This is a genomic window from Companilactobacillus sp. y65-5 (assembly GCF_057541095.1).
Genome location: NZ_BAAJOA010000001.1, coordinates 19567 through 40975, shown reverse-complemented (window position 1 = coordinate 40975; position 21409 = coordinate 19567). Strand labels below are relative to the sequence as shown.

The window sequence follows — 21409 nt, the reverse complement described above, 5'->3', positions numbered from 1 at the left end:
ACAAAACATTCACAATGATAAAAAAATAAGGGCTCGATATCGTTAAATATCGAGTCCCTATTAAAATTAAACCAAACCTTGAGAAATCATTGCATCGGCTACTTTGGTAAAACCGGCAATATTTGCACCACTCAAGTAATCACCGCTAACACCATATTCGTCAGCTGCAGCAACTGAGTTACTAAAGATATCCTTCATGATTTGTTTCAAACGATTATCAACTTCTTCAAAAGTCCAGCTCAAGCGCATACTGTTTTGGCTCATTTCAAGTGCAGAAACTGCTACACCACCAGCATTGGCAGCTTTTGCAGGTCCATACAGGACACCTGCATCTTGATAAGCTTCAATAGCTTCAGGTGTACTTGGCATATTTGCACCTTCAGCGACAGCTTTGGCTCCATTTGAGATGAGATTCTTTGCTTGTTCGCCATTGATCTCATCTTGCGTTGCACATGGTAGAGCAATGTCATATGAGATTTTTGCATCCCAAACTGATCCTTCGTGATACTCTGCACCTGCGACTTTTTCGGCGTATTCTTTGATACGTCCACGTTCGACTTCTTTGATCTGTTTAACAGTATCCACGTCAATACCACGCTCATCGACGATATAACCGGTTGAGTCTGAGACGGTCACAACTTTAGCACCCATTTCAGTTACCTTTTGGATAGCATAGATAGCAACGTTACCAGCACCAGAGATGGCTACACGCTTACCTTTGAAGTCTGAATGATTAGCTTTAAGCATTTCTTCAGTATAGTAAGCTAATCCATATCCAGTAGCCTCCGGTCTAGCTAGTGAACCACCATAATTGAGACCTTTACCAGTCAAGACACCACGGTCAGCACCACGGAGACGCTTGTATTGTCCATATAGGTAGCCAATTTCACGACCACCTACTCCGATATCACCGGCAGGAACATCAACGTCTAAGCCGATGTATTTGCTCAATTCCGTCATGAAACTTTGACAGAAGCGCATGATCTCATTGTCAGATTTACCCTTGGGATCAAAATCTGATCCACCTTTACCACCACCGATCGGCAGTCCGGTCAAAGCATTCTTAAAAATTTGTTCAAATCCTAAGAACTTAACGATACTTAGGTTAACGGATGGATGCAATCTCAAACCGCCCTTATATGGTCCGATTGCGGAATTAAATTGAACTCTAAAACCACGATTAACACGGGCATGTCCTTCATCGTCTAACCAGGGAACACGAAATTGAATCACACGTTCAGGCTCTGTCAAACGTTCCAATATATTAGCATCAATATATTCGGGATGACTTTCAAATACAGGTGTCATTGTTTGGAAAAAATCATGTATAGCTTCCAAAAATTCGGTTTGGTTCGGATCTCTTTGTTCAATCACTTCGTAAACTTGTTGCAAATAATCGGTTGCTTTGGTCAAGATGTAATCCTCCATTATTAAATTAATTTTAATAATCTATAGTTTAATTCTTTTGTATAAAAATTGCACTAAAAAAAGTACCTGAATTTTTCAAGTACTTTTTATAAAATAGTTCGACATTAGCCAGTAATACCTAATGCAATCTGGGCAAAACGACTCATTTTGCTCATATCCCAAATAGGATACCAAACTAAGTTAATGTCACAATTATCAATGCCATCAACTGATTCGGCAGCATCGTGAATATCGTTAGAGATCATGTCACTCAATGGACACCCCATAGTTGTCAATGTCATTGTCACTGTACATGTTGTACCGTCGATATCAATACCATAGATTAATCCAAGATTAACGATATCGATACCTAATTCAGGATCGATAACATCTTCTAACGCTTCCATAATTGCTTCACGTTGTTCATCTTGTTTAGTTGTTGCTTTATCTTCACTCATAGGTACACCTCAATTCAATTACTTAACAATCTTGTGACTTCCAGAAATATATACTTTTTGCAGTAGCACTAAACATATTATAGCAAATATTGCAATCAAATATATTCCAATTTCATATCCGCCAGTAGCTTGTTTAATAAATCCTAGAATAATTGGAGGGAAGTATCCACCTAGACCACCCATAGCTCCGACAAATCCAGTAACAGCTCCAGTGTTACTATCTGATACGAATGGAACCATTTTGAAGATAATTCCATTACCTATACCAACTAAAATTCCAAGCAATACCATGATGGTCGTAAATATTCCTTGAGTCTGCAAGAATATTCCTAAAATAATAGACACAATTATAATTCCGATGAAATCATATTTCAAAAGTGTCATTGGTCTTATTTTATCAGAAATATAACCGCCGACTGGACGCATCAAAGTACCGATTACGGCGAAGATAGCTGCCCACAAACCAGCATCAACTAGATTACTATGGAAGAGATTTACCATAAATGTTGATAGCAAATTGGTCATGGCCATGAATAGACCGAAGGTTAAGAAATAAAATAGAGCTAAATACCACGTGTCTTTTTCTTTGGCAACAGCAAGTGATTTACCCATACTTGCATTCTTATTAGTCTTTGATTCTGGTGCAATGAACAGCATCAATAATACAAAAATGACCAACAAGATAATTAATAAATAAAACACACTATTAAGTCCCATTGATTTTTCGATTCTAGGGAAGAAGAAAGCTGAAAAAGCTGTACCGATATTACCAACACCGGCAATACCTAGGACCAAACCTTGCTTCTCCGGTGGAAAGAATCCTGTAACATATGAGATACCGATTGCAAACGATGTACCACTCATACCCAATAGTAGAGCAGCAAACATCATCATGCCGAATGACCCCACTCTAGGAATCATCAATACTGGTATGATCAAAAATAACATTAAAATAATATAAATCTTCTTACCACCATACTTATCACTCAAAATACCCATTGGGATACGCATGATCGAGCCTAAAAGAATTGGAGTTGCGAGTAAGAAAGTCCGTTGGAACTCACTCAGCTCGATTCCATTATGATTCAAAATAACACCAATTAATGGCGATAAACTTAGCCAGACCATGAAACAAACCATCATTGATAATGTTCCCATAGTCAAGGCAATTATTGATTTTGATTTATTTTCCATAATAAAAACCCCCTTGAAATTCTAGCCGCCACTAACTGGTGGAATAATTGCGATCTCTGCAACATCCTTCAGTACAAACTGCTTATCATCTGCATATTCTTCATCGATAGCAACTAAAGATTGATCTAAAACCTCACTGTACTTTGGATAGGCTTCTTTGATAGCTTGCTTGACTTCTGTCGGATAAAAATCCGAATTCAAGTCAATATCTATGGTCGAACCTATTTCCTCAGCTAAGATAGAAAATAACTTTACTTTCAATCTCCAAGACCTCCCCATCGGATTTTGTCCCGATCATATTCTTTTTTCCAAATAGGTACTGTATGCTTCAACTCATCAATCAAAAACTGACAATTCTCAAATGCTTCAGCTCGATGCGGTGCTGATACGCCGACAAAGACTGCAACATCCCCCAGTTGTAATTCACCAACACGGTGGACCATCACGACGTCCATGCCCTTTTTCAGCACTACATCAGCCAGTTTTTGCATCTCTTTGACTGCCATATTCTCGTATGTGGTATATTCGATCTTTGTTGTTTCGATCTCGTCAGTAAACTGACGAATATTACCGATGAAAATATCTACACCGCCATATTCATTGTGAATTAAACTTTTAGTTAATTCATCTGTGTCGATGGGTTCATGTGTAATTTCTATTTTCACTTGATAACCTCACCATTGATAATTTTATTGATTTCTTTGTTGCTGAATTTATGATCAAAGAACTCTTTGTAAAATGATTTGAACTTAGTAGTTAAGTTAACATCCTTCATCTGTTCTGGATGGAATTTCTTGGCAGCCCACCAGATCTGTAGATCTTCTTCGGCGCTGTAACGATCTAACATGAAGATTCCCGTAGGATTGCCATAAACTTTTTTATTCTTAACTGCTTTTAGTGACTTGTAGCGTTTATCCTTTTTAAGCAACTTCAAAGCTTTTTTGTCGGTAGTTCCTCCGATAACAATAATGTCAGGATTGGCTTTGATTATTTCCTCAGCTGAAACTTGAATCATATTACCTTCAGTTTCGATCGCATTTTTACCACCAGCAATTTTCATCCACTCATCTACGATCGTATTGCGGCCATCGACTTTGGTTAAGTCACTGGTATTCACGATATGCAATACACTCGGCTTAGTCTTAGCCTTCGAAACACGTTTTTTCACAGCTTTGATATCTGAATCTAATTTTTTATTGTATTTCTTAGCTTTGTTCTTGGCAGCCTTGGTTCCGACAACTTCCGCTGTCAACTTCACAGTTTTTTTCAAACCTGTATAATCTTGAAACATTGAATTGACTGCTGGGATATCAGCTTTTTTTAATTCACTGATTTGTGAAGTGTCCGAACTAATGACGATGTCAGGTTTTTGTTTGATCAATTCCTCGATCTGGAAGTCCTCACCATTGAATGGTACTGCTTGCTTTTTTACCTTCGGGTACATCTGTGTCAATAAGGCATTATCATGAGTTAATTTAGTTGTAGCAACTAATTTATTTTCTCCACCCAACATCAAAAAAATCGGATTATTCGCATGCCATAAGTCAGCTACACGATTGATTTTTTTGGGGACTTTTACTGGTGCGCCAGTATTGTCAACAATCACTTTCGTTGATGCAGCTTTTACACTAATACCACTACCGAAAAAGACTAATAATCCGAGTAGTAGGATAATAATATTTCGTTTTTTATTCATAAATTAATCCATCCCTATTCCAAAAATCTTCCTACCTAATGATTCATTAAATGTCGACACGATTGGTATACCATAGAGTCTTGTCAAATGTTCATCATTCAATATCTCACTGACCAAACCTTGATCATACGTCTGATTATCGACCAACAAACCAACTTCATCGCCGATCATCTGTGCTTGATTAGGATCATGTGTACTCATCACAATTGAGATACCTTGATTCGATAGTTTTTTGATCAACTTCAAAACTACCATTTGATTATGATAATCAAGTGCTGATGTCGGTTCATCCATCACTAATATTTGTGGTTCCTGTGTTAAAGCTCGCCCGATGATAGCCAATTGCCGTTGACCACCACTCATGCTCTGCAAACTAACATTATTATAGTTTGACAAACCAATTTGCTCGATGACATTCGATACTACTTCATGATCATGGCGGTTGGGTTGATCAAAAATCGAGTGAAATGAGCTTCTTCCCAGTAACAAGTAATCGAATAGTGTCAGATTTGATTTGATATTGACGCCCTGGCTGACTAATGCCAATTGATGAGACAGTTCTTTGATCGTCAGAGATTTAAGTGACTGATCATTGATCAAGATTTCGCCGGTATACTTGGTTAGGACACCGCTCAGACAGTTCAATAAAGTACTCTTACCAATTCCATTAGGACCTAAAATAACTAAGACTTGGCCGCTTGCAACTCTCAAATTGACGCCATTAATAATTTGTTTTGATTTATATGCAAATGACAAATCCTTTGTCGTAACTTTAGATTCCAACATTCTTTCTCCTTATAAGAATCACAATAAAAATTGGAACACCAATGAAGCCAGTGATAATGCTCAATGGTATATCATTCACTGAAATACTACGGGCGATCGTGTCCGCGACCAGCAGTAGAATTGCCCCGACAATGGCGGTCATCGGCAAGGCATGTCGATTATCCTCGCCTACTAAACTACGACTGACATGGGGAACTACTAGACCGATCCAACCCACTACTCCGCACAGACAGACTGAAGCCGCTGTCAATAATGTTGCAAATAATATCATCAAGTTTCTATTCACGGTCGGATTGATCCCAATTGTTTTTATTGTGTATGTATCTAATGATAGCGCATTCAGGCGCCATCGTGTTAATAGTAAGAAAATAATTCCTAGGACTAATATCGGTCCAACTGATAACAACGCCTGTGTATCAACTTTCATAAAACTTCCCAGTTCCCAATACACAATGCTCTGCAATTGATTTTCTGGATCCGCAATGTACTTAACTGACCCTAAGACGGACTGCATCAGACCTGACATAATAATTCCTGACAAGATCAGCGTAATATTAGAATGATTATTTAATATCTTATTGATCATTAATGTTAAAAATACCGTCATGATACCTGCGATAAATGCACTGACTTCGATCCAGTAGATCGACTTACCGTTCAAAATAGCAATCGCTGCTCCAACACTCGATCCAGTCGAAACACCCAACAAATTGGGTGACGCCAACCCATTACTGAAGACAGATTGAAAAGTGGCGCCGGCCATCGAAAGACCCGCGCCAACTAATACAACTGCTATAACTCGAATAAATCGAAGCTCTAAGATCAACTTTGATGAGCTATCAGCTCGACCGACAAAATACTGTGAAACATCGGATAGCGATAAGTTAAATCGCCCCATCATCATTGATACAAAGATCAAAACTACCAGTGTCAATAAAGCCAAGCCCATCACAAGTTTGTTTTGTCGCTTCTTGATAATAATTATCACCTACTATGCTATACCCTTGGACGTTTTCGATAGACGATCGGACGTCTAAAGATATATTGCCAAGGTAATGTTAGAGCGTGAACTAATCTAGTGTATGGGAAGAAAGCAAAGATCAAGAATCCACAAATGACGTGGGTCTTAAAGATTATTGGTACTTGTGACATCAAATGATAATCAGGATGGAAGACGAATATTTGTCTAGCCCAAACTGACAAATTCAAACGATAATTGAATTCTGGATGTAAGATGGCCCCGTCAATAAATGAAGCACTCAATCCTAAAACAATAATTATCAAGAATGAAACGTTGACCATTAAATCACTGAAGGAACTAGTCCTAAAGACACGCTTATTGGTGAAGCGACGATACGAAAGAATTATCATTCCGGCGAGTGCCATGAATCCGGCAATACCACCCATCACCAATGCTCCGATATGGTAAGCCTCATTTGGGATCCCTAACCAATCTGTAAATGACTTAGGAATCAATATCCCGACAACGTGTCCAGCAAATACCAAAATAATTCCCACGTGGAAGAGAATGCTTCCAATCATCAGTTGTTTCTTTTCCAATAATTCACTTGATTCCGCAGTTACGCCTGCATGAAAAATTGCGAATCTACCGATTGTTCCAAAAATGAACGAACCGAGAGCAAGGTAAGGAAAAATAACCCATAAGAATATATCCAGTGCGTCTTTCATTACTGCATCTCCCCCTCTTTTTCAGTTTGTTCAAGGCATGATTTGAACTCTGCCCGAACAATTCTGATTAGCTTGAAATACATATCATCTTCTTGAACTTCGGCATTCTTCAGCAAACTATAAGTTCCATCTTCAACAACTGAAAACATCAACTGTAATTCTTGTTGACGCTCATCATCCTGCCAATCACTGTATGCAAGAAATTCTAGCATAAGTGGTAAATAGTCTGATAATTCTGAACCATCGATACGTACACCAAACATTTCATATAACATTTTTAATTTTGCTAACAACTGTCCTCGCTCACGAGAATCAGTCATTTTGTAATACGTCATATACAAAGTATAACGATTATTTAATTCGAAAAGTGACACATAGTGCGTCCGCAATTTTTCCAGTGAATATGTCCGCATTTGAGTTATTACATCTTCAATATCCGCCTTTGACGGTGTCTGACTGTAATTGTTACGAAAATCTTCCAGGAAATCGTCGTCTAAAATTTCTTGGTCTGGATAATCTAACAGGCGTGAAAGAAAAGTGAAACTTTGCTTTAGAGTATTTAGCTTTGCAATATTAATCACGCCAAATTCCTCCATAGAAACTCTCGGCATAGGCATCTTTACCAGACTCGCCAGCCTTGGCCTTGCGCAAGACACTTCCGTGGACAGGAGCTAGTGAACATCCGTTACATGCTTCATAACCGAGTCCACCTTGTTCATCTTCAACATGTTCGACATTTTCTTTCTTTGCCTTTGGAATTACGAATCTATCGTCATATTTTGCGATTGCCAACAAACGATAGAGTGAAGTTGCTGAATTTTCAGTCAATCCCACTCGATCTAGTTTTTCGGCATCGAAATCTTTACCACTAGTTATTGCACGCATGTATAGCCTCATCATTGCTAATTTATATAGTGCACTCTTGATTACTTCAGTGTTACCAACAGTTAGGAGGTTGGCTAAGTATTCTACTGGGATACGCATTTCGTTGATTGCTGGGAAAATCATATCTGGGTATTTGATTGAATTCTTACCTTCAAAATAATTCATGATTGGTGACAATGGTGGCACGTACCAAACCATCGGCATCGTACGATATTCTGGATGTAGTGGGAAGGCAATCTTTTCTTCCACGGCCATCTTATAGATCGGTGACTTCTGGGCACATCTGATGGTTTCCATATCAACACCATCTGCTTGTGCTTGAGCGATCACTTCAGGATCATTAGGATCTAGGAACAAGTCGAGTTGTCTCTCATACAGCTTAGTATCATCAGGTTCTTCGCAGGCATCGGCAACTCTATCTGCATCGTATAAGATAACGCCGATATAACGAATCCGACCTACACAAGTTTCAGAACATACTGTTGGCAATCCTTCTTCAATTCTTGGATAACAAAATGTACATTTTTCAGCTTTGTTAGTCTTCCAGTTGAAGTAAACCTTCTTATAAGGACATCCTGTCATACAGAATCTCCAACCACGACAACGTTCTTGATCAACTAGGACGATACCGTCTTCGTCACGCTTGTACATTGCACCACTAGGACATGATGCTACACAAGCTGCGTTAAGACAGTGCTCACATAATCTTGGCAAATACATCATAAAAGTCTTCTCAAAGTTACCCTTGATATCTGCTTCGATACTTTGCATGTTAGGATCTTCACCAAAGCTACGATCTGAACCAGCTAAGTCGTCATCCCAATTAGGACCATTATTCAGTTTCATGTATTCACCAGTGATCTGTGATTTAGCACGTGCTACTGGCTGATGTTTGCTTTCCTTACCAAATAATGTTTGGTAGTCGTAAGTCCATGGCTCGTAATAATCATCCAAGTTAGGCATATCTGGATTATAAAAAATCTTAGCTAGTGCCACTTTATTCAGTTTGTTACCAGCACGTAGCTCTACTTTTCCTTTACGATTTAACTTCCAGCCACCTTTATAGTGACTTTCATCTTCCCATTTTTTTGGATAACCGACACCAGGTCTAGTTTCTACGTTGTTAAACCACATGTACTCTGCACCGGGGCGATTAGTCCACGTCTGTTTGCACGTTACTGAACAAGTATGACAACCGATACATTTGTCCAAGTTCAATACCATGGAAATTTGTGCTTTAACTTTCATTCCACTTGACCTCCTTTAGTTTTCTAACATTTACGTACAAGTCTCTTTGATTACCGATTGGTCCGTAATAATTGAAGCCATAACTCAGTTGAGCATATCCACCGACCATTTGTGTTGGTTTGACATGGATCTGAGTTGGAGCATTGTGGCTTCCGCCACGGTTACCAGTGATCGTAGACAATGGTTCTTCGATCTCCATGTCCTGAGCATGATACATATACATCGTGCCATCTGGCATACGTTGACTTACTACCGCTCTGGCGGTCACGACTCCGTTTTTGTTGTATAGCTCGACCCAGTCATTATCTTTAACATCGATTTTCTTTGCATCGTCCAGACTCAACCAGACTGTCGGACCACCTCTAAATAGTGTCAACATGTATAAATTATCTTGATAAGTTGTATGAATATTCCACTTACCATGTGGTGTCAAATATCTCAAAGTAACTTCTTTATCCGCTGGCTCCACCTTAGTATCAGCAGGACCGAGTACGTGTGGTGGGAGTGTTGGCTTATAAGTTGCCAATTCCTCACCGTATTCTTGGAAAATCTCATGGTCAAGATAAAATTGTTGCCTACCAGTCAGAGTTCTGAATGGAACATTACGCTCGATATTGACAGAGAACGGTGAATACCTATCACCATTATGCTTAGCACTGGAGAAGATAGGCGTTGGAATAGATTCGCTCGGTTGTGCTGTGATATTGTCAAATGTCATTTGTTTCTCAGTCAAACCTGCTGAAATATCAGTTAATTTCTTACCAGTTATTTCTTCAGCATCTTCCCAAGCTTTCTTAGCAACATGTCCATTAGAAGCACTAGAGAGATGAAGTATTGCTTCAGCGACGTTCTTATCCTCGTCTAGTCTTGGTAGACCAGCGTTTGGACCTTCATCATAGGTTCCAATAATGTCTTTCAATTCGGCGTATTCATCGGCAACGCTATAACTGTATCCGTTGGAACCGACTTTGCCACCAGCATTGGGTCCTAATGCAATATACTTGTCATAAACTTTTGTATAATCACGTTTTACTAATGACAGACTGGGCATGGTCTTACCAGGAATCGGTTCGATCTCACCACGCTTCCAATCTTTGATCTTACCTAATGGCTGTGAGATCTCACCCATCGAATCATGTCCTAATGGTTGTGTCTTCAAGTCATACTGTGGCTCAGTCAGGTATTTTTTAGCCATGCCTTGGAACTCATAGGCGATATGCTTGAACGCTTGCCAATCACTCTGTGATTCCCACAGTGGATCAACAGCTTTGTTGAAAGGATGTATAAACGGATGCATGTCGGTACTTGACAAGTCTTCTTTTTCATACCAAGTGGCAGCAGGGAGAACGATATCAGAATAAAGTGGTGTCGTAACCATTCTGAAGTCAAAATCAACTGCGAGATCCAACTTACCAGTTACACTCTTTTCATCCCACTCCATATCTTTTGGTTTGAAATTCTCACTTTGCTTAGCTAACAAACCATTCTCAGCGCCTAATATATGCTTCATAAAATATTCTTGACCTTTACCAGATGAAGCAAATAAATTAGAACGCCAGATGAACATTGCCTTTGGTTGGTTGATATCTTCATCTGGAGCTTCGGCTGCGAAGTGCAACGAACCATCTTTTAATTCTTGAACGACTTTTTCAGAAACTTCCTTGATGTCAGTCGTGCCATATTGTTTGGTGAAGTCCAAACTATTACGGTTGAATTGAGGATAAGATGGCATCCAACCTAGCCTGATCGCCATTTGTTGATAATCAGCTGGATGCTTGAAAGTATCCTTGATCGTCTTAATTGGTGACTTCATACCTTCGTTATCTATCTCGTCATACTTCCATTGGTCACTAGCGAGATAGAAGAATGAAGTACCTTGTTGTTGACGAGCACCGCCCGGTTGCCAGTCGTTAGCGAATGAGATATTGGCCCAACCTTCTGCCGGACGAAGTTTTTCTTGTCCCACATAGTGAGCCCAGCCACCACCTTGAACACCGATACAGCCTGTCAGCATCAGCATATTGATGACCGCACGATATGTCATATCTGAATTGAACCAGTGGTTGACACCTGCACCGATGATGACCATGGACTTACCATGAGTTTCAGCCGCATTTTGTGCGAACTCTTGAGCGACTTGAACAACTAATTCTGGTTTAACACCGGTAACTTTCTCCTGCCAAGCTGGAGTGAATAAGCTTTCGGCATCGTCATATCCCTTAGCTGCATACTCGTCTACTTTTTTACGACGAATTCCGTATTGAGCCATCAAGAGGTCGAAGACTGTCGTTACTAGTTGAGTAGTACCATCTTTCAAAGTAATCTCACGACATGGTAGCGTACGTTGGAAAATTCCATTACCTTCTGAATTAAAACTAGGCATGTCAATAATCCGTTCAGCTTCACCAAGAAATGATAGCTTGGGACTGATTCCATCGAGATCAAGATTCCACTTCTTGTCTTTTTCCCATCTTTGTCCGATCGTACCATTAGGAACAACTAATTCGTCAGTCGGTTCATCGACTAAAACTGGTTTCCATTCGGCGTTTGGTGTAGTCGTATTTTCGATATCAGAAATTCTCAAGAAACGACCTGATACGACATGTTCTTGATTAGTTTCACTCTGATCTAGCATTATTACGAATGGCAAGTCCGTAAATTGTTTAACATAATTCGTAAAGTATGGCACTTGTTTGTTGTTGTAAAATTCATTCAGAATTACGTGCGTCATCCCTTGAGCCAAGGCAGCATCTGAACCTGGATGTGGTGCTAGCCAGTTATCAGAGAACTTAACATTCTCGGCATAGTCAGGACTGACTGAAACTACTTTAGTTCCCTTGTAGCGGGCTTCAACCATGAAGTGAGCATCTGGTGTTCTAGTCAATGGCACATTTGAACCCCACATGATCAAGTACTGACTGTTATACCAATCAGCTGATTCAGGGACATCAGTCTGTTCACCCCACACTTGTGGTGATGCGGGTGGTAAATCGGCATACCAATCGTAGAAGCTCAGCATTTCCCCACCGATCAGTGACATGAATCGAGCCCCTGATGAGTAACTCAACATAGACATGGCTGGAATTGGAGAGAATCCAGCGATTCGATCAGGTCCGTATTTCTTGATCGTATAGATCAACATTGCCGCGATCATCTCAGTAGCGTCGCCCCATTTAACACGAATCAAACCACCATGTCCACGGGCAGACTTGTATGACTTCGTCTTCTCAGGATCAGTAACGATACTTTCCCATGCATCGATAGGATTATCATATTCATTTCGAGCATCTTCCCAGAATTTCCAGAGACGCTCACGAATATAAGGATATTTAATTCGGAGCGGACTGTACTCATACCAACTGAAACTGGCACCACGAGGACATCCACGAGGTTCATATTCAGGCATATTGGGTCCACATGAAGGATAATCAGTAGATTGGTGCTCCCAAGTAACTACACCTTGCTTAACGTAGACATTCCAACTACAAGAACCCGTACAGTTAACACCGTGTGTTGTACGAACGACCTTGTCATGTGCCCAACGTTCCTTGTATAACTTCTCCCAACGACGAGAATGTTCTTCTAGTTGGGTGAAATTACCGTTAAACTTATCAACTTTTTTAAAAAATCTAGATTTTAGCATATGCAACTCCCACCTAGTTCACTTTAATATTCCTTATAATAAATCTAGCACTTATCCTAATTGACTTCGATTAGGATTTTCCCTAACCTTTTGCATATGAGGTGAAGAAAATGGACGACAAATACGATAGATATGATAGACAACTAAAAATAAAACAGGTCGGGCCCAGTGGGCAAAGGAAGTTGGGAGATTCACACGTCTTAGTGATCGGAGTTGGTGGCTTAGGAAGTTTTGTTGCTTCTGAACTAGTCAAAGCCGGAATCGGTCAAATAACTTTGGTAGATTATGATGTTGTCGAACTGACAAATTTACATCGTCAAAATCTCTATACAGAGGCAGATGTCGGAACAGAAAAACTGATTGCGATGAAGCAGCATCTGCAAGCAACTAATAGCACTGTCATCATTAATACTCGCAATCAAAAATATTCAGCCGAATTGTTGGACGATAATTACGACTTAGTCATCGATTGTACTGATAATTTTCCAGTTAAATATCAAATCAATCATGACTGCCAGAATAAAGGTATCAAACACATCTTCGGTACTTGCGCCGCCAATCAAGGTCAAGTCATGTTCATAGATTCTGACTCAGCTTGTCTTGAATGTCTCTATCCCCAAGATAACGTAGCCCAGCTTGGTCTGAGTGCCAACATTGGAACTAATCCAATGATCGTAGCGCTGACTGGTAGCCTACAAGCATCACTCGCCATGAAATATTTGACAAGTGGCAAGTATACTGCCGGGAAATTATTGGTAATAGATAATTGGACATTTGATTTTAGAAAAATTAAAGTAAATAAGAGAAGCGACTGTCCCATAAAATAAATCGCTACTTTGAGGAGGAGATCATTAAATGATTGATTTTGGAATCATCACGGTCAGCGACACTAGAACTGAGGAAACCGACAAGTCTGGTAGTTACATTCAAGAAGCTATGACTGAGGCTGGCAATAAATTCATCAAAAAATACATCGTCAAAGACGATGCTCAACAAATAACCGACGCCTATGATCAACTATTGACAACTTCATGCAAACTGATTTTTGTAAACGGAGGCACGGGAATCGCTAGACGTGACGTCACGATCGAGACGCTAGAGCCTAGATTCATCAAGACGATCACTGGATTCGGTGAATACTTTCGTCAAATCAGTATTGAAGATATTGGCTTGAAAGCACTAGTATCAGGAGCAACGGCAGGAATCACTGACAGTGACCAAATTTGCTATTTAATGCCCGGATCGACTAATGCCTGCAAAACAGCATTGGAACGGATAATCTTACCTGATATCGATCATTTAATTAAGGAGATAACTAAATAATGTATAAACCAGTTGATAATAGAAACGCTATTAGTATTGATTCCGCTAGACAAGTGCTGGCCGACAATATCGATAGTGTGAAACTTACTACCGAAAACATCTCATCCGCCAACGCTAACCACCGAGTCATTGCCGAAAATATCACTGCTCCAAACGATTTTCCGACATTTAGACGCTCTGGATATGATGGCTTCGCCATGCTCCAAGCTGACTTAACAAACTTACCTGTCAACCTAAAAGTCGTCGGTGACATCCCTGCTGGAGCTGACTTCGATCGTCCATTGGTTGCTGGCGAAGCGGTCAGGATCATGACTGGTGGATATGTACCTGATGGAGCAGATATCGTCGTAATGCTTGAAACTACTCAAATGATCGACGAGAATACCGTCCAAATAACTGAAATCCAAAAAAAGGACAATATCACTCCTATTGGCGATTATTTCAAAAAAGGTGACGTCTTGCTTGCTAAAGATACTGAGATCAATCCCGGAGGGATTAGCTTATTGAGCGCCTTCGATATTCAAAAGATCTCTGTCTACAAAAAACCAACTATTGGAATCATCACTACCGGTTCAGAGCTCTTGCAACCAGGTGAAAAAATAACTAACGGTAAAATATTCAATAGTAACGGTCCCATGATCCGTGAATTATGTGTGGAAAATGACGCAAATGTCATCAGTTATACTCAAATCAAAGATGACCACGACGCACTCAAGTCTGCCGTTGATGATTTACTAGGGAGATGTGATGTCATAATTACAGATGGTGGCGTCTCAGTTGGTGACTTTGACATTATCGCTGACTTGGCAAAAGCTTCAGAAAAATTACTTTTCAACAAATTAGAGATGCGTCCCGGTAGTGTCACAACCGCATTTATTTATGATGGAACTTTGTTCTTTGGTTTGTCAGGTAATCCCGGTGCTTGCTTCACCGGCTTCTACCTCTACGTTGAATATGCCTTGCGCTTAATGCAACATCAGACTAGTCGCTGTCTCGAATGTACTGGCACATTGAACGCTGAATATACCAAGACCAATATGTATGACCGGATACTGAGAGGACAATATCACTTCGATGGTGATCAAATCGAAATCGGTCGAATTGGTGGCGATGCCTCAGGTAATTTGAACAACTTACAACGAGCTACCTGTATGTTTGAAATCCCTCGTGGTGATTCTATTACTCCGAAAGGCAGTAGATTACGCACATGGCTGTTACCTTTCAAATAATTGGACACAAAAAAAGTGGCAAAACGACCTTAGTTCAAAACTTTTTGACGACAGGACATCAATACCAATTCAGCGTAGTAAAGCATACCCATCTGCCAATCGACGTGGCACCCACAAACGACACTGGAAAATTCTTTTCACATTCAGATGATGTGTTGTTATTGAATAATGAACAAACCATCCATTACCAACGTAATTTGCCAACGACCAACTTGGAAAAAATTCAAGCATTACAAAATGGTCCCTTTGATTTTATTGTTATTGAAGGAATCAAAGAGTTGGATTTTCCAAAAATCGTATTACTAAAACCTGATGAATCACCAGAGGATTTTTCGGACGTTACTAATGTTAAATTATTCGTATCGATCCAAGGAAATCACGGGACAGATGTGCTCGATATTGAAAAAATGACTGACCGTGAAAAATTCATTGAAGTTTTTTTGAGGAAGATGAAAAATGACTGATAGTTTGATTTTAGCTGGCGGTAAGTCCGTCCGCTTCAAAAGTGATAAAGCTTTGGCACATTTTAATGACACCATCATTCCCAACGTGAAATATACAGCAGATTTGACATTGCCCTATGTTGATAATTGTTATATCTCGACCAATGCCAATAATGACTCCAAGATCAGTGACCTGTTCAATGACTCCAAGATAAAAGTGATCAAAGATCAACCACCAATGATCGATTGTGGTCCGTTGTCAGCACTCTGGGCGTATTTTCAATATATCAAAAACTCTGATAAACAAGCGACTTCAAATGCGGAACTGCTAGTTGTCGCAACTGACTATGTCATTGATCAGAAGGCAATCAATTTCTTGAATCAACAGGTCGGATATATCAAAATTAAGAATCTTCCCTACTACACTTGTTGTCACTTAACGATTAGTATGGATTTGTTAGAGCGACAAATACAAAATGACAATTATCGATGGCGTAGTTTGCTGAAGGCCACCGATTGTGGAGCACTTGAATATGATGGCACTTTAAAAAACATTAACTATCCGGAGGACTTAATATGAAAACTCAAAACGAAATGAGCCGTGGTGACTTCCAAAAACTAATCAGGATTTGTTTGAATGATTTGAGTATTCAACGAACCTTACTAGAAAATGAAGAACAATCACAGCGTGATGATCTACGAACATTAGAACAAGATGAAGCAATCGAGCGTCTTGAACGACGTATTATGTTAATTAAAAAAGATTATGATTTTTATAAACAATATTCTGATCCGGACTTTGAAACTTCGGAAGCGGAATATTAAATGTCAAATCTCCACCAATACGATTTGACTTAGACCATATTAAAATAGCTGAACCCGAAAGGATTCAGCCATTTTTTATAAGTTATGAAATATGTCCTGCATGTTTGTCTCGATGCCATTGATCTCATCAGCATAATCTTGTAGTGACTCTGAATATTCTGCGACTTTTTCATCTGGTTCACTAGTCTTATAACGCAATTTATGTTCTAGACTAGCCCACATATCCATCCCTACGGTTCTTATTTGAATCTCGATCGGCACGATCTGTGCCCCGTCGGATTGAAATACTGGCACGCTAGTCACCAAATGCAGGCTACGATAACCAGTCTTTTTAGGATTTTTCACGTAATCTTTCATCTTGATCAATTTGACGTCATTTTGTGCCAATAAATTTTCTTTTACGGTATAAATATCATCAATATAATTGGTGATAACTCTGATACCACCGACATCAAAAATATTGTTTTCGATACTTTCAAACTTGATCGGCAGATCTTTGCGATTTAACTTTTCCATCAGACTACCAACATCTTTCATCCTGACTTCAATGTGATGAATTGGATTGTGGTTGTGACGCACTTGATAATCTGAATCTAGATTTTCCAACTTTGTTCCAAATTCTCCTACCGCGGAATGACACAATTGATAATAATTAACTAACTTGCTTATATTCAACATTTCGTCACGCCCAAGATACAGTCCTAGTTCTCTTTTTATTTGATTGATATTGATTCTATTTTGACGCTCTAATATCATTACTCTTCTAATGCCCTCACAGTCATAAAAATATTTTTAATTAGAAACGTATACCTAAAATATAATTATACTAGTATTTCGTACCATTGACAGTAATGGTCGAACTAGATGGACTGGATAAGTCCTTAAATAATCGATGCTTTGAATCCTTACCATGTTCGATCACTGAAACATTTATTTCTTCAATTCGATTATTTTGGTCATCGTCTAGATGAGATTTTAGTCGTGTGATCGACTGTGAATCTGAACCGAATAAATTATCACTCAATTCAGCCCACGTATCACCCAAGTTATTCAAGTCCACATCCCACTCGACTTCAGCCTGACGACTCAGGTGTGACTTGGCCTTTAAGAATACAAATTCAGAACTTGAGTGGCTGTGCAAATGATAATTGACCTTACTATTAGCACGAGAGACGACCTCTACGAATAAATTAGTTTTATTTTGATAATCGCCAAAGCTAGTCAAGCTTTGTTCGATCGTTACCTCAGCATCATCTTCAACCACTACCAGTACATGGGTATTCAAAAGCAACTGTCTGGTGTCGTCTTGGATCAAGTCGATTTTTATGGGTGCAGGGACTTTTATCCCTTTTGGGATATATACAAAAACGCCGGAATTAATACAGGCCAAATGAAATGCGGAAGCCTTGTCTTCACTTGGCGCAATTACTTTGTCCATAAAATTTTTCTGTGTTAAACGAGGATGAATCCTGAATGAATTGAAAATATCAGTCACAATGATTCCTCGCTCTTCCATCACCTCTGGCAAGTCGTTTTTTATCACAGTTTGTCCAAACTGACAAATCGTATCATCAACTATCGATTCTTCTGGAAGCAATTTTTTTGATGAACGAATCCTTTGCGGAGACGTGATTTCGCCTACATTGTTATTCGCGAAACAGTGAGATTTTGGCATCGACAGCTTATTGATTTGTTTTAGCGCCTCAATTCGTCTGTCAATCAACCAATGTGGTTCACCATGATCATTAGCATCTAGTTCAAAGTCTTCTAAAAAGTCATTATTAAATTCCATTAAATAAACACCCTTTTCTAATATTCCTATTATATATAAGAAAATACTATTGTTTGATAAAAAATTCCAAAATAACAAAAAGCATCATTTTATTTTCGTTATTCTTACACAAATATTCCAAAATAAAATTAAATAAAATACTCATACACATTCGGTCGAAATCGTGGGATAATAGACCATAATAATAGTTAATCATTTCACTAACTAACAAATTATAAATTATTCACTTTTGGAATATTTGGAGGCCGATTTTTATGGAACTAATTTCTGAACATGTCAACAATCAAAACTTTGAACTATGCAATATTGAAAAACTAGATGCCCAAACTGCCCAACGCCTCCACAGTTTGGGGATTCACAATGGCAGTGAGGTGACCGTACTTAGATATTTTCCAATGCACGGTCCAGTGATCGTCAAAATTGAACAACAGCAAATTGGCATTCGCTATCAAGTCTTCAAACTACTCTGCGGAGGTCAAGGCTAATGACGACAGTTGCTCTAATGGGAAATCCCAACACGGGAAAGACGACGATATTTAATCAGATAACTGACACTTACGCATATGTTGGTAATTGGACGGGTGTTACTGTCGAAAAAAAGATGGGTAATATCAAGCACTCTGAGATCGTTGTTACTGACCTACCGGGGATTTATTCTCTGAATCCAATCACAAAAGATGAATCCGTTGCCATAAATTATTTATTAACCGACGACGCTGACATCATTTTAAACGTTACCAACGCTGGTCAACTCAAAAGAAATTTGTTACTCTCAATTGAATTATTGGAGTTCGGTAGACCGACCGTCATTGCTCTGAATATGATCGATGATCTCAAACGGTCAGGAATCTACTACGACATCGATACCCTATCCGAGCGCTTGGGATGTCATATCGAAACTACCAACGCTCGTAACAAGGACGGTATCAAGGAATTACGTGATCAACTACTGAGCATGCCTATCGATGAATTACCAGATGGATCGGCACTAGAACTAGACTATCCTTTCATGGTTCAACAAGCAATTCGTCAAGCCAGCCAAAAATTGGTCGCTGAATATGATATGAAAGCCTCCTTTGCACGTTGGGTGACGATTCAATATATCAACCAAAATAAGATCATTCGTAAATATGCCATCAAACACGATTTAAAACCTTTGATCGAACAACAAGGTTACTATGATGCACAAAACTTTGAAAACAAAATTTTCAATACTAGATTGAATTTTATCGACGAGACACTATCCGCCGCAACTAAAAATCTCGAATCTACTAGAAACGTCGAAATGACTTCAAAAATCGACAAGATCATCACTCATCCACTTTTAGGATTACCAATTTTTATCATGATCTTTTTGTTGATGTTCAAACTATCATTCGACTGGGTCGGGACACCTATTTCCGACCAATTAGATGCCTTATTGTCAGGACCGATTTCCACCTACGCGGACAAATTCTTGATCAGCGTTGGTGCAATGCCGTTCCTACGTTCACTGATCGTCGATGGAGTTATCGCTGGTGTCGGTGGAGTCTTGACCTTCGTTCCTCAGATTTTCACTTTATTTGCCTGTATATCCATCCTAGAGGATTCAGGATATATGGCACGTGCAGCCTTAGTCACTGACAGGCTCATGCAGATGATCGGTCTAAACGGAAAAGCCTTCATCCCACTGATTATTGGATTCGGCTGTAACGTTACTGGCATCATGGCAGCACGTACGATCGAACAACCCAAAGAACGTCTAATTACGACTTTGATCTCACCGTTTATGAGTTGTTCCGCACGATTGCCGATTTATAGTCTATTCGTTGCCGCATTCTTCCCCAAAAATCAAGCTCTGATCGTCTTATCGATTTATTTCTTAGGAATCGCCGTGGCTCTGACAATGGCAAAGATTTATCAAATCATTTTTAAAGTTAAAGAAAGCACTGTCTTCATCGTTGAACTTCCTAAATATCATATTCCTCGTTTAGATATTATCTGGCGTGGAACTTGGGATAAGAGTAAAGGCTTTGTTAAAAAAGCCGGAACGATCATCTTCGCTGGTACCGTGTTGATTTGGTTAATGTCTAATTTTGGACCTAGTGGTTTCGTAAGCGATATTGACAATAGTTTTTCAGCGCTACTAGGTAAGGTCTTGTTACCACTATTTGCACCAATCGGAATCACATCTTGGGAAGCAATCAGCGCCCTATTCACTGGAATCATGGCTAAAGAAGTTATCAGTTCCAGTATGATGGTTCTCTTCCACACTTCTAGTCAAACTGCCTTGATCGCAACATTCGGACAATTGTTCACACCGGTTGCCGCATACTCAATGTTAGTGTTCGTACTTCTATATGTACCGTGCTTTGCGACTATCGGAACAGTTAAATCTGAAACTGGCTCTACTAAATGGGCGATTTATACCGTAGTTTCTAGTTTAGCAATTGCGTATTTTATGTCATTCGTTATTTTCCAAGTCGGAAGTCTATTCTTTTAGTTAAGTCAGGAGGGATTGTATGTCACTTTTTATTAACATCTTAATTGCTGCAATAATTATTGGTTTAGCTGGCTATGAAATTTTCAAAGTCACACAAAAATCCAAACAAGGTAAATGCGCCGCTTGTGATTACAAATGTGAGGCCAAGTTAATGGCTGATAAATCTCGCAAGTAAGGTGTATCATTTTATACAAATTGAGGCTAACGCCTCTTTTTTTTATCCAAAAATGGATTTACTTTCCTTTTGAGCAATTCCCCTAATACTTAATCATTAATTTGCTTGATATACTTTGGATAAAGATATATTCA

Annotated in this window: 23 protein-coding genes; 9 read left to right on the top strand and 14 right to left on the bottom strand. The window is 39.3% G+C overall.

From position 1 onward, the window contains the following. Window positions 1–66 precede the first annotated feature (66 nt). The 12 genes from gdhA to AC27FM_RS00165 all read right to left on the bottom strand — a co-directional run bounded on the left by gdhA (window position 67) and on the right by AC27FM_RS00165 (window position 13006). Complete coding sequence (gene gdhA, locus AC27FM_RS00220) at window positions 67–1428, bottom strand: NADP-specific glutamate dehydrogenase (RefSeq protein WP_487085079.1); 1362 nt, start codon at window positions 1426–1428, stop codon at window positions 67–69. Between the two features lie 104 nt (window positions 1429–1532). Then, entirely contained in the window at window positions 1533–1865 is a 333-nt protein-coding gene (locus tag AC27FM_RS00215) for a metal-sulfur cluster assembly factor (RefSeq protein ID WP_487085077.1), read from the bottom strand. A gap of 18 nt (window positions 1866–1883) precedes the next feature. Then, on the bottom strand, window positions 1884–3059 hold the full coding sequence (locus tag AC27FM_RS00210; RefSeq protein ID WP_487085076.1) for a nitrate/nitrite transporter: 1176 nt from the start codon (window positions 3057–3059) through the stop codon (window positions 1884–1886). A 21-nt stretch (window positions 3060–3080) separates the two neighbouring features. Beyond that, window positions 3081–3320, bottom strand: coding sequence for a MoaD/ThiS family protein (locus AC27FM_RS00205; RefSeq protein ID WP_487085075.1), 240 nt, complete (start codon window positions 3318–3320; stop codon window positions 3081–3083). Next, entirely contained in the window at window positions 3317–3724 is a 408-nt protein-coding gene (locus tag AC27FM_RS00200) for a molybdenum cofactor biosynthesis protein MoaE (RefSeq protein ID WP_487085073.1), read from the bottom strand. The genes AC27FM_RS00205 and AC27FM_RS00200 overlap by 4 nt, the downstream gene beginning before the upstream one ends. Next, a complete protein-coding gene (locus AC27FM_RS00195; RefSeq protein WP_487085071.1) occupies window positions 3721–4755 on the bottom strand; it encodes an ABC transporter substrate-binding protein in 1035 nt (344 codons plus the stop codon). Before AC27FM_RS00195 ends, AC27FM_RS00200 begins: the two co-directional genes overlap by 4 nt. 3 nt (window positions 4756–4758) lie before the next feature. Then, window positions 4759–5541 (bottom strand): ABC transporter ATP-binding protein, encoded by a 783-nt coding sequence (locus tag AC27FM_RS00190; RefSeq protein WP_487085069.1) that lies wholly within the window; start codon window positions 5539–5541, stop codon window positions 4759–4761. Beyond that, window positions 5528–6529 carry a FecCD family ABC transporter permease gene (locus AC27FM_RS00185; RefSeq protein ID WP_487085068.1) on the bottom strand — a complete coding sequence of 334 codons (1002 nt, stop codon included), beginning with the start codon at window positions 6527–6529 and terminating at the stop codon, window positions 5528–5530. Before AC27FM_RS00185 ends, AC27FM_RS00190 begins: the two co-directional genes overlap by 14 nt. An 8-nt stretch (window positions 6530–6537) precedes the next feature. After that, a complete protein-coding gene (gene narI, locus AC27FM_RS00180; RefSeq protein WP_487085066.1) occupies window positions 6538–7230 on the bottom strand; it encodes a respiratory nitrate reductase subunit gamma in 693 nt (230 codons plus the stop codon). Beyond that, window positions 7230–7811, bottom strand: coding sequence for a nitrate reductase molybdenum cofactor assembly chaperone (gene narJ, locus AC27FM_RS00175; RefSeq protein WP_487085064.1), 582 nt, complete (start codon window positions 7809–7811; stop codon window positions 7230–7232). Before narJ ends, narI begins: the two co-directional genes overlap by 1 nt. Then, on the bottom strand, window positions 7804–9363 hold the full coding sequence (gene narH, locus AC27FM_RS00170; protein ID WP_487085063.1) for a nitrate reductase subunit beta: 1560 nt from the start codon (window positions 9361–9363) through the stop codon (window positions 7804–7806). Before narH ends, narJ begins: the two co-directional genes overlap by 8 nt. Further along, on the bottom strand, window positions 9353–13006 hold the full coding sequence (locus AC27FM_RS00165; RefSeq protein ID WP_487085061.1) for a nitrate reductase subunit alpha: 3654 nt from the start codon (window positions 13004–13006) through the stop codon (window positions 9353–9355). Before AC27FM_RS00165 ends, narH begins: the two co-directional genes overlap by 11 nt. 110 nt (window positions 13007–13116) lie before the next feature. Between AC27FM_RS00165 and AC27FM_RS00160 the strand changes: the two genes are divergently transcribed. Genes AC27FM_RS00160 through AC27FM_RS00135 form a run of 6 tightly spaced genes read left to right on the top strand, consistent with a single transcriptional unit; the run spans window position 13117 to window position 16826 of the window. Continuing rightward, the gene (locus AC27FM_RS00160) at window positions 13117–13833 is read left to right on the top strand and encodes a HesA/MoeB/ThiF family protein (RefSeq protein WP_487085060.1); all 717 of its coding nucleotides are present in this window, start codon (window positions 13117–13119) and stop codon (window positions 13831–13833) included. A gap of 28 nt (window positions 13834–13861) precedes the next feature. Then, window positions 13862–14329, top strand: a complete 468-nt coding sequence (locus AC27FM_RS00155) for a MogA/MoaB family molybdenum cofactor biosynthesis protein (RefSeq protein ID WP_487085058.1) — start codon at window positions 13862–13864, stop codon at window positions 14327–14329. Further along, window positions 14329–15558, top strand: coding sequence for a molybdopterin molybdotransferase MoeA (locus tag AC27FM_RS00150; RefSeq protein ID WP_487085057.1), 1230 nt, complete (start codon window positions 14329–14331; stop codon window positions 15556–15558). The genes AC27FM_RS00155 and AC27FM_RS00150 overlap by 1 nt, the downstream gene beginning before the upstream one ends. Further along, window positions 15537–16022: a molybdopterin-guanine dinucleotide biosynthesis protein B gene (locus tag AC27FM_RS00145; RefSeq protein ID WP_487085055.1), complete on the top strand. Its 486-nt coding sequence runs from the start codon at window positions 15537–15539 to the stop codon at window positions 16020–16022. Before AC27FM_RS00150 ends, AC27FM_RS00145 begins: the two co-directional genes overlap by 22 nt. Beyond that, window positions 16015–16581 carry an NTP transferase domain-containing protein gene (locus tag AC27FM_RS00140; protein WP_487085053.1) on the top strand — a complete coding sequence of 189 codons (567 nt, stop codon included), beginning with the start codon at window positions 16015–16017 and terminating at the stop codon, window positions 16579–16581. Before AC27FM_RS00145 ends, AC27FM_RS00140 begins: the two co-directional genes overlap by 8 nt. Further along, on the top strand, window positions 16578–16826 hold the full coding sequence (locus tag AC27FM_RS00135) for a hypothetical protein (RefSeq protein WP_487085051.1): 249 nt from the start codon (window positions 16578–16580) through the stop codon (window positions 16824–16826). Before AC27FM_RS00140 ends, AC27FM_RS00135 begins: the two co-directional genes overlap by 4 nt. A 75-nt stretch (window positions 16827–16901) precedes the next feature. On the opposite strand, the gene AC27FM_RS00130 is transcribed toward AC27FM_RS00135, so the two are convergent. Both AC27FM_RS00130 and AC27FM_RS00125 read right to left on the bottom strand, forming a co-directional pair. Next, the gene (locus tag AC27FM_RS00130) at window positions 16902–17582 is read right to left on the bottom strand and encodes a GTP pyrophosphokinase (protein WP_487085049.1); all 681 of its coding nucleotides are present in this window, start codon (window positions 17580–17582) and stop codon (window positions 16902–16904) included. A 70-nt stretch (window positions 17583–17652) separates the two neighbouring features. Then, a complete protein-coding gene (locus AC27FM_RS00125) occupies window positions 17653–18618 on the bottom strand; it encodes a SufD family Fe-S cluster assembly protein (RefSeq protein WP_487085047.1) in 966 nt (321 codons plus the stop codon). Between the two features lie 254 nt (window positions 18619–18872). Here AC27FM_RS00125 and AC27FM_RS00120 point away from each other — a divergent pair, with 254 nt between their 5' ends. From AC27FM_RS00120 to AC27FM_RS00110, 3 genes are read left to right on the top strand one after another with little or no spacing between them, the layout of a single operon-like run. Further along, window positions 18873–19103, top strand: coding sequence for a FeoA family protein (locus AC27FM_RS00120; RefSeq protein ID WP_487085045.1), 231 nt, complete (start codon window positions 18873–18875; stop codon window positions 19101–19103). Then, window positions 19103–21100 carry a ferrous iron transport protein B gene (gene feoB, locus AC27FM_RS00115; RefSeq protein ID WP_487085043.1) on the top strand — a complete coding sequence of 666 codons (1998 nt, stop codon included), beginning with the start codon at window positions 19103–19105 and terminating at the stop codon, window positions 21098–21100. Before AC27FM_RS00120 ends, feoB begins: the two co-directional genes overlap by 1 nt. Window positions 21101–21119: 19 nt before the next feature. Next, entirely contained in the window at window positions 21120–21275 is a 156-nt protein-coding gene (locus AC27FM_RS00110; RefSeq protein WP_487085041.1) for a FeoB-associated Cys-rich membrane protein, read from the top strand. Window positions 21276–21409 lie beyond the last annotated feature (134 nt).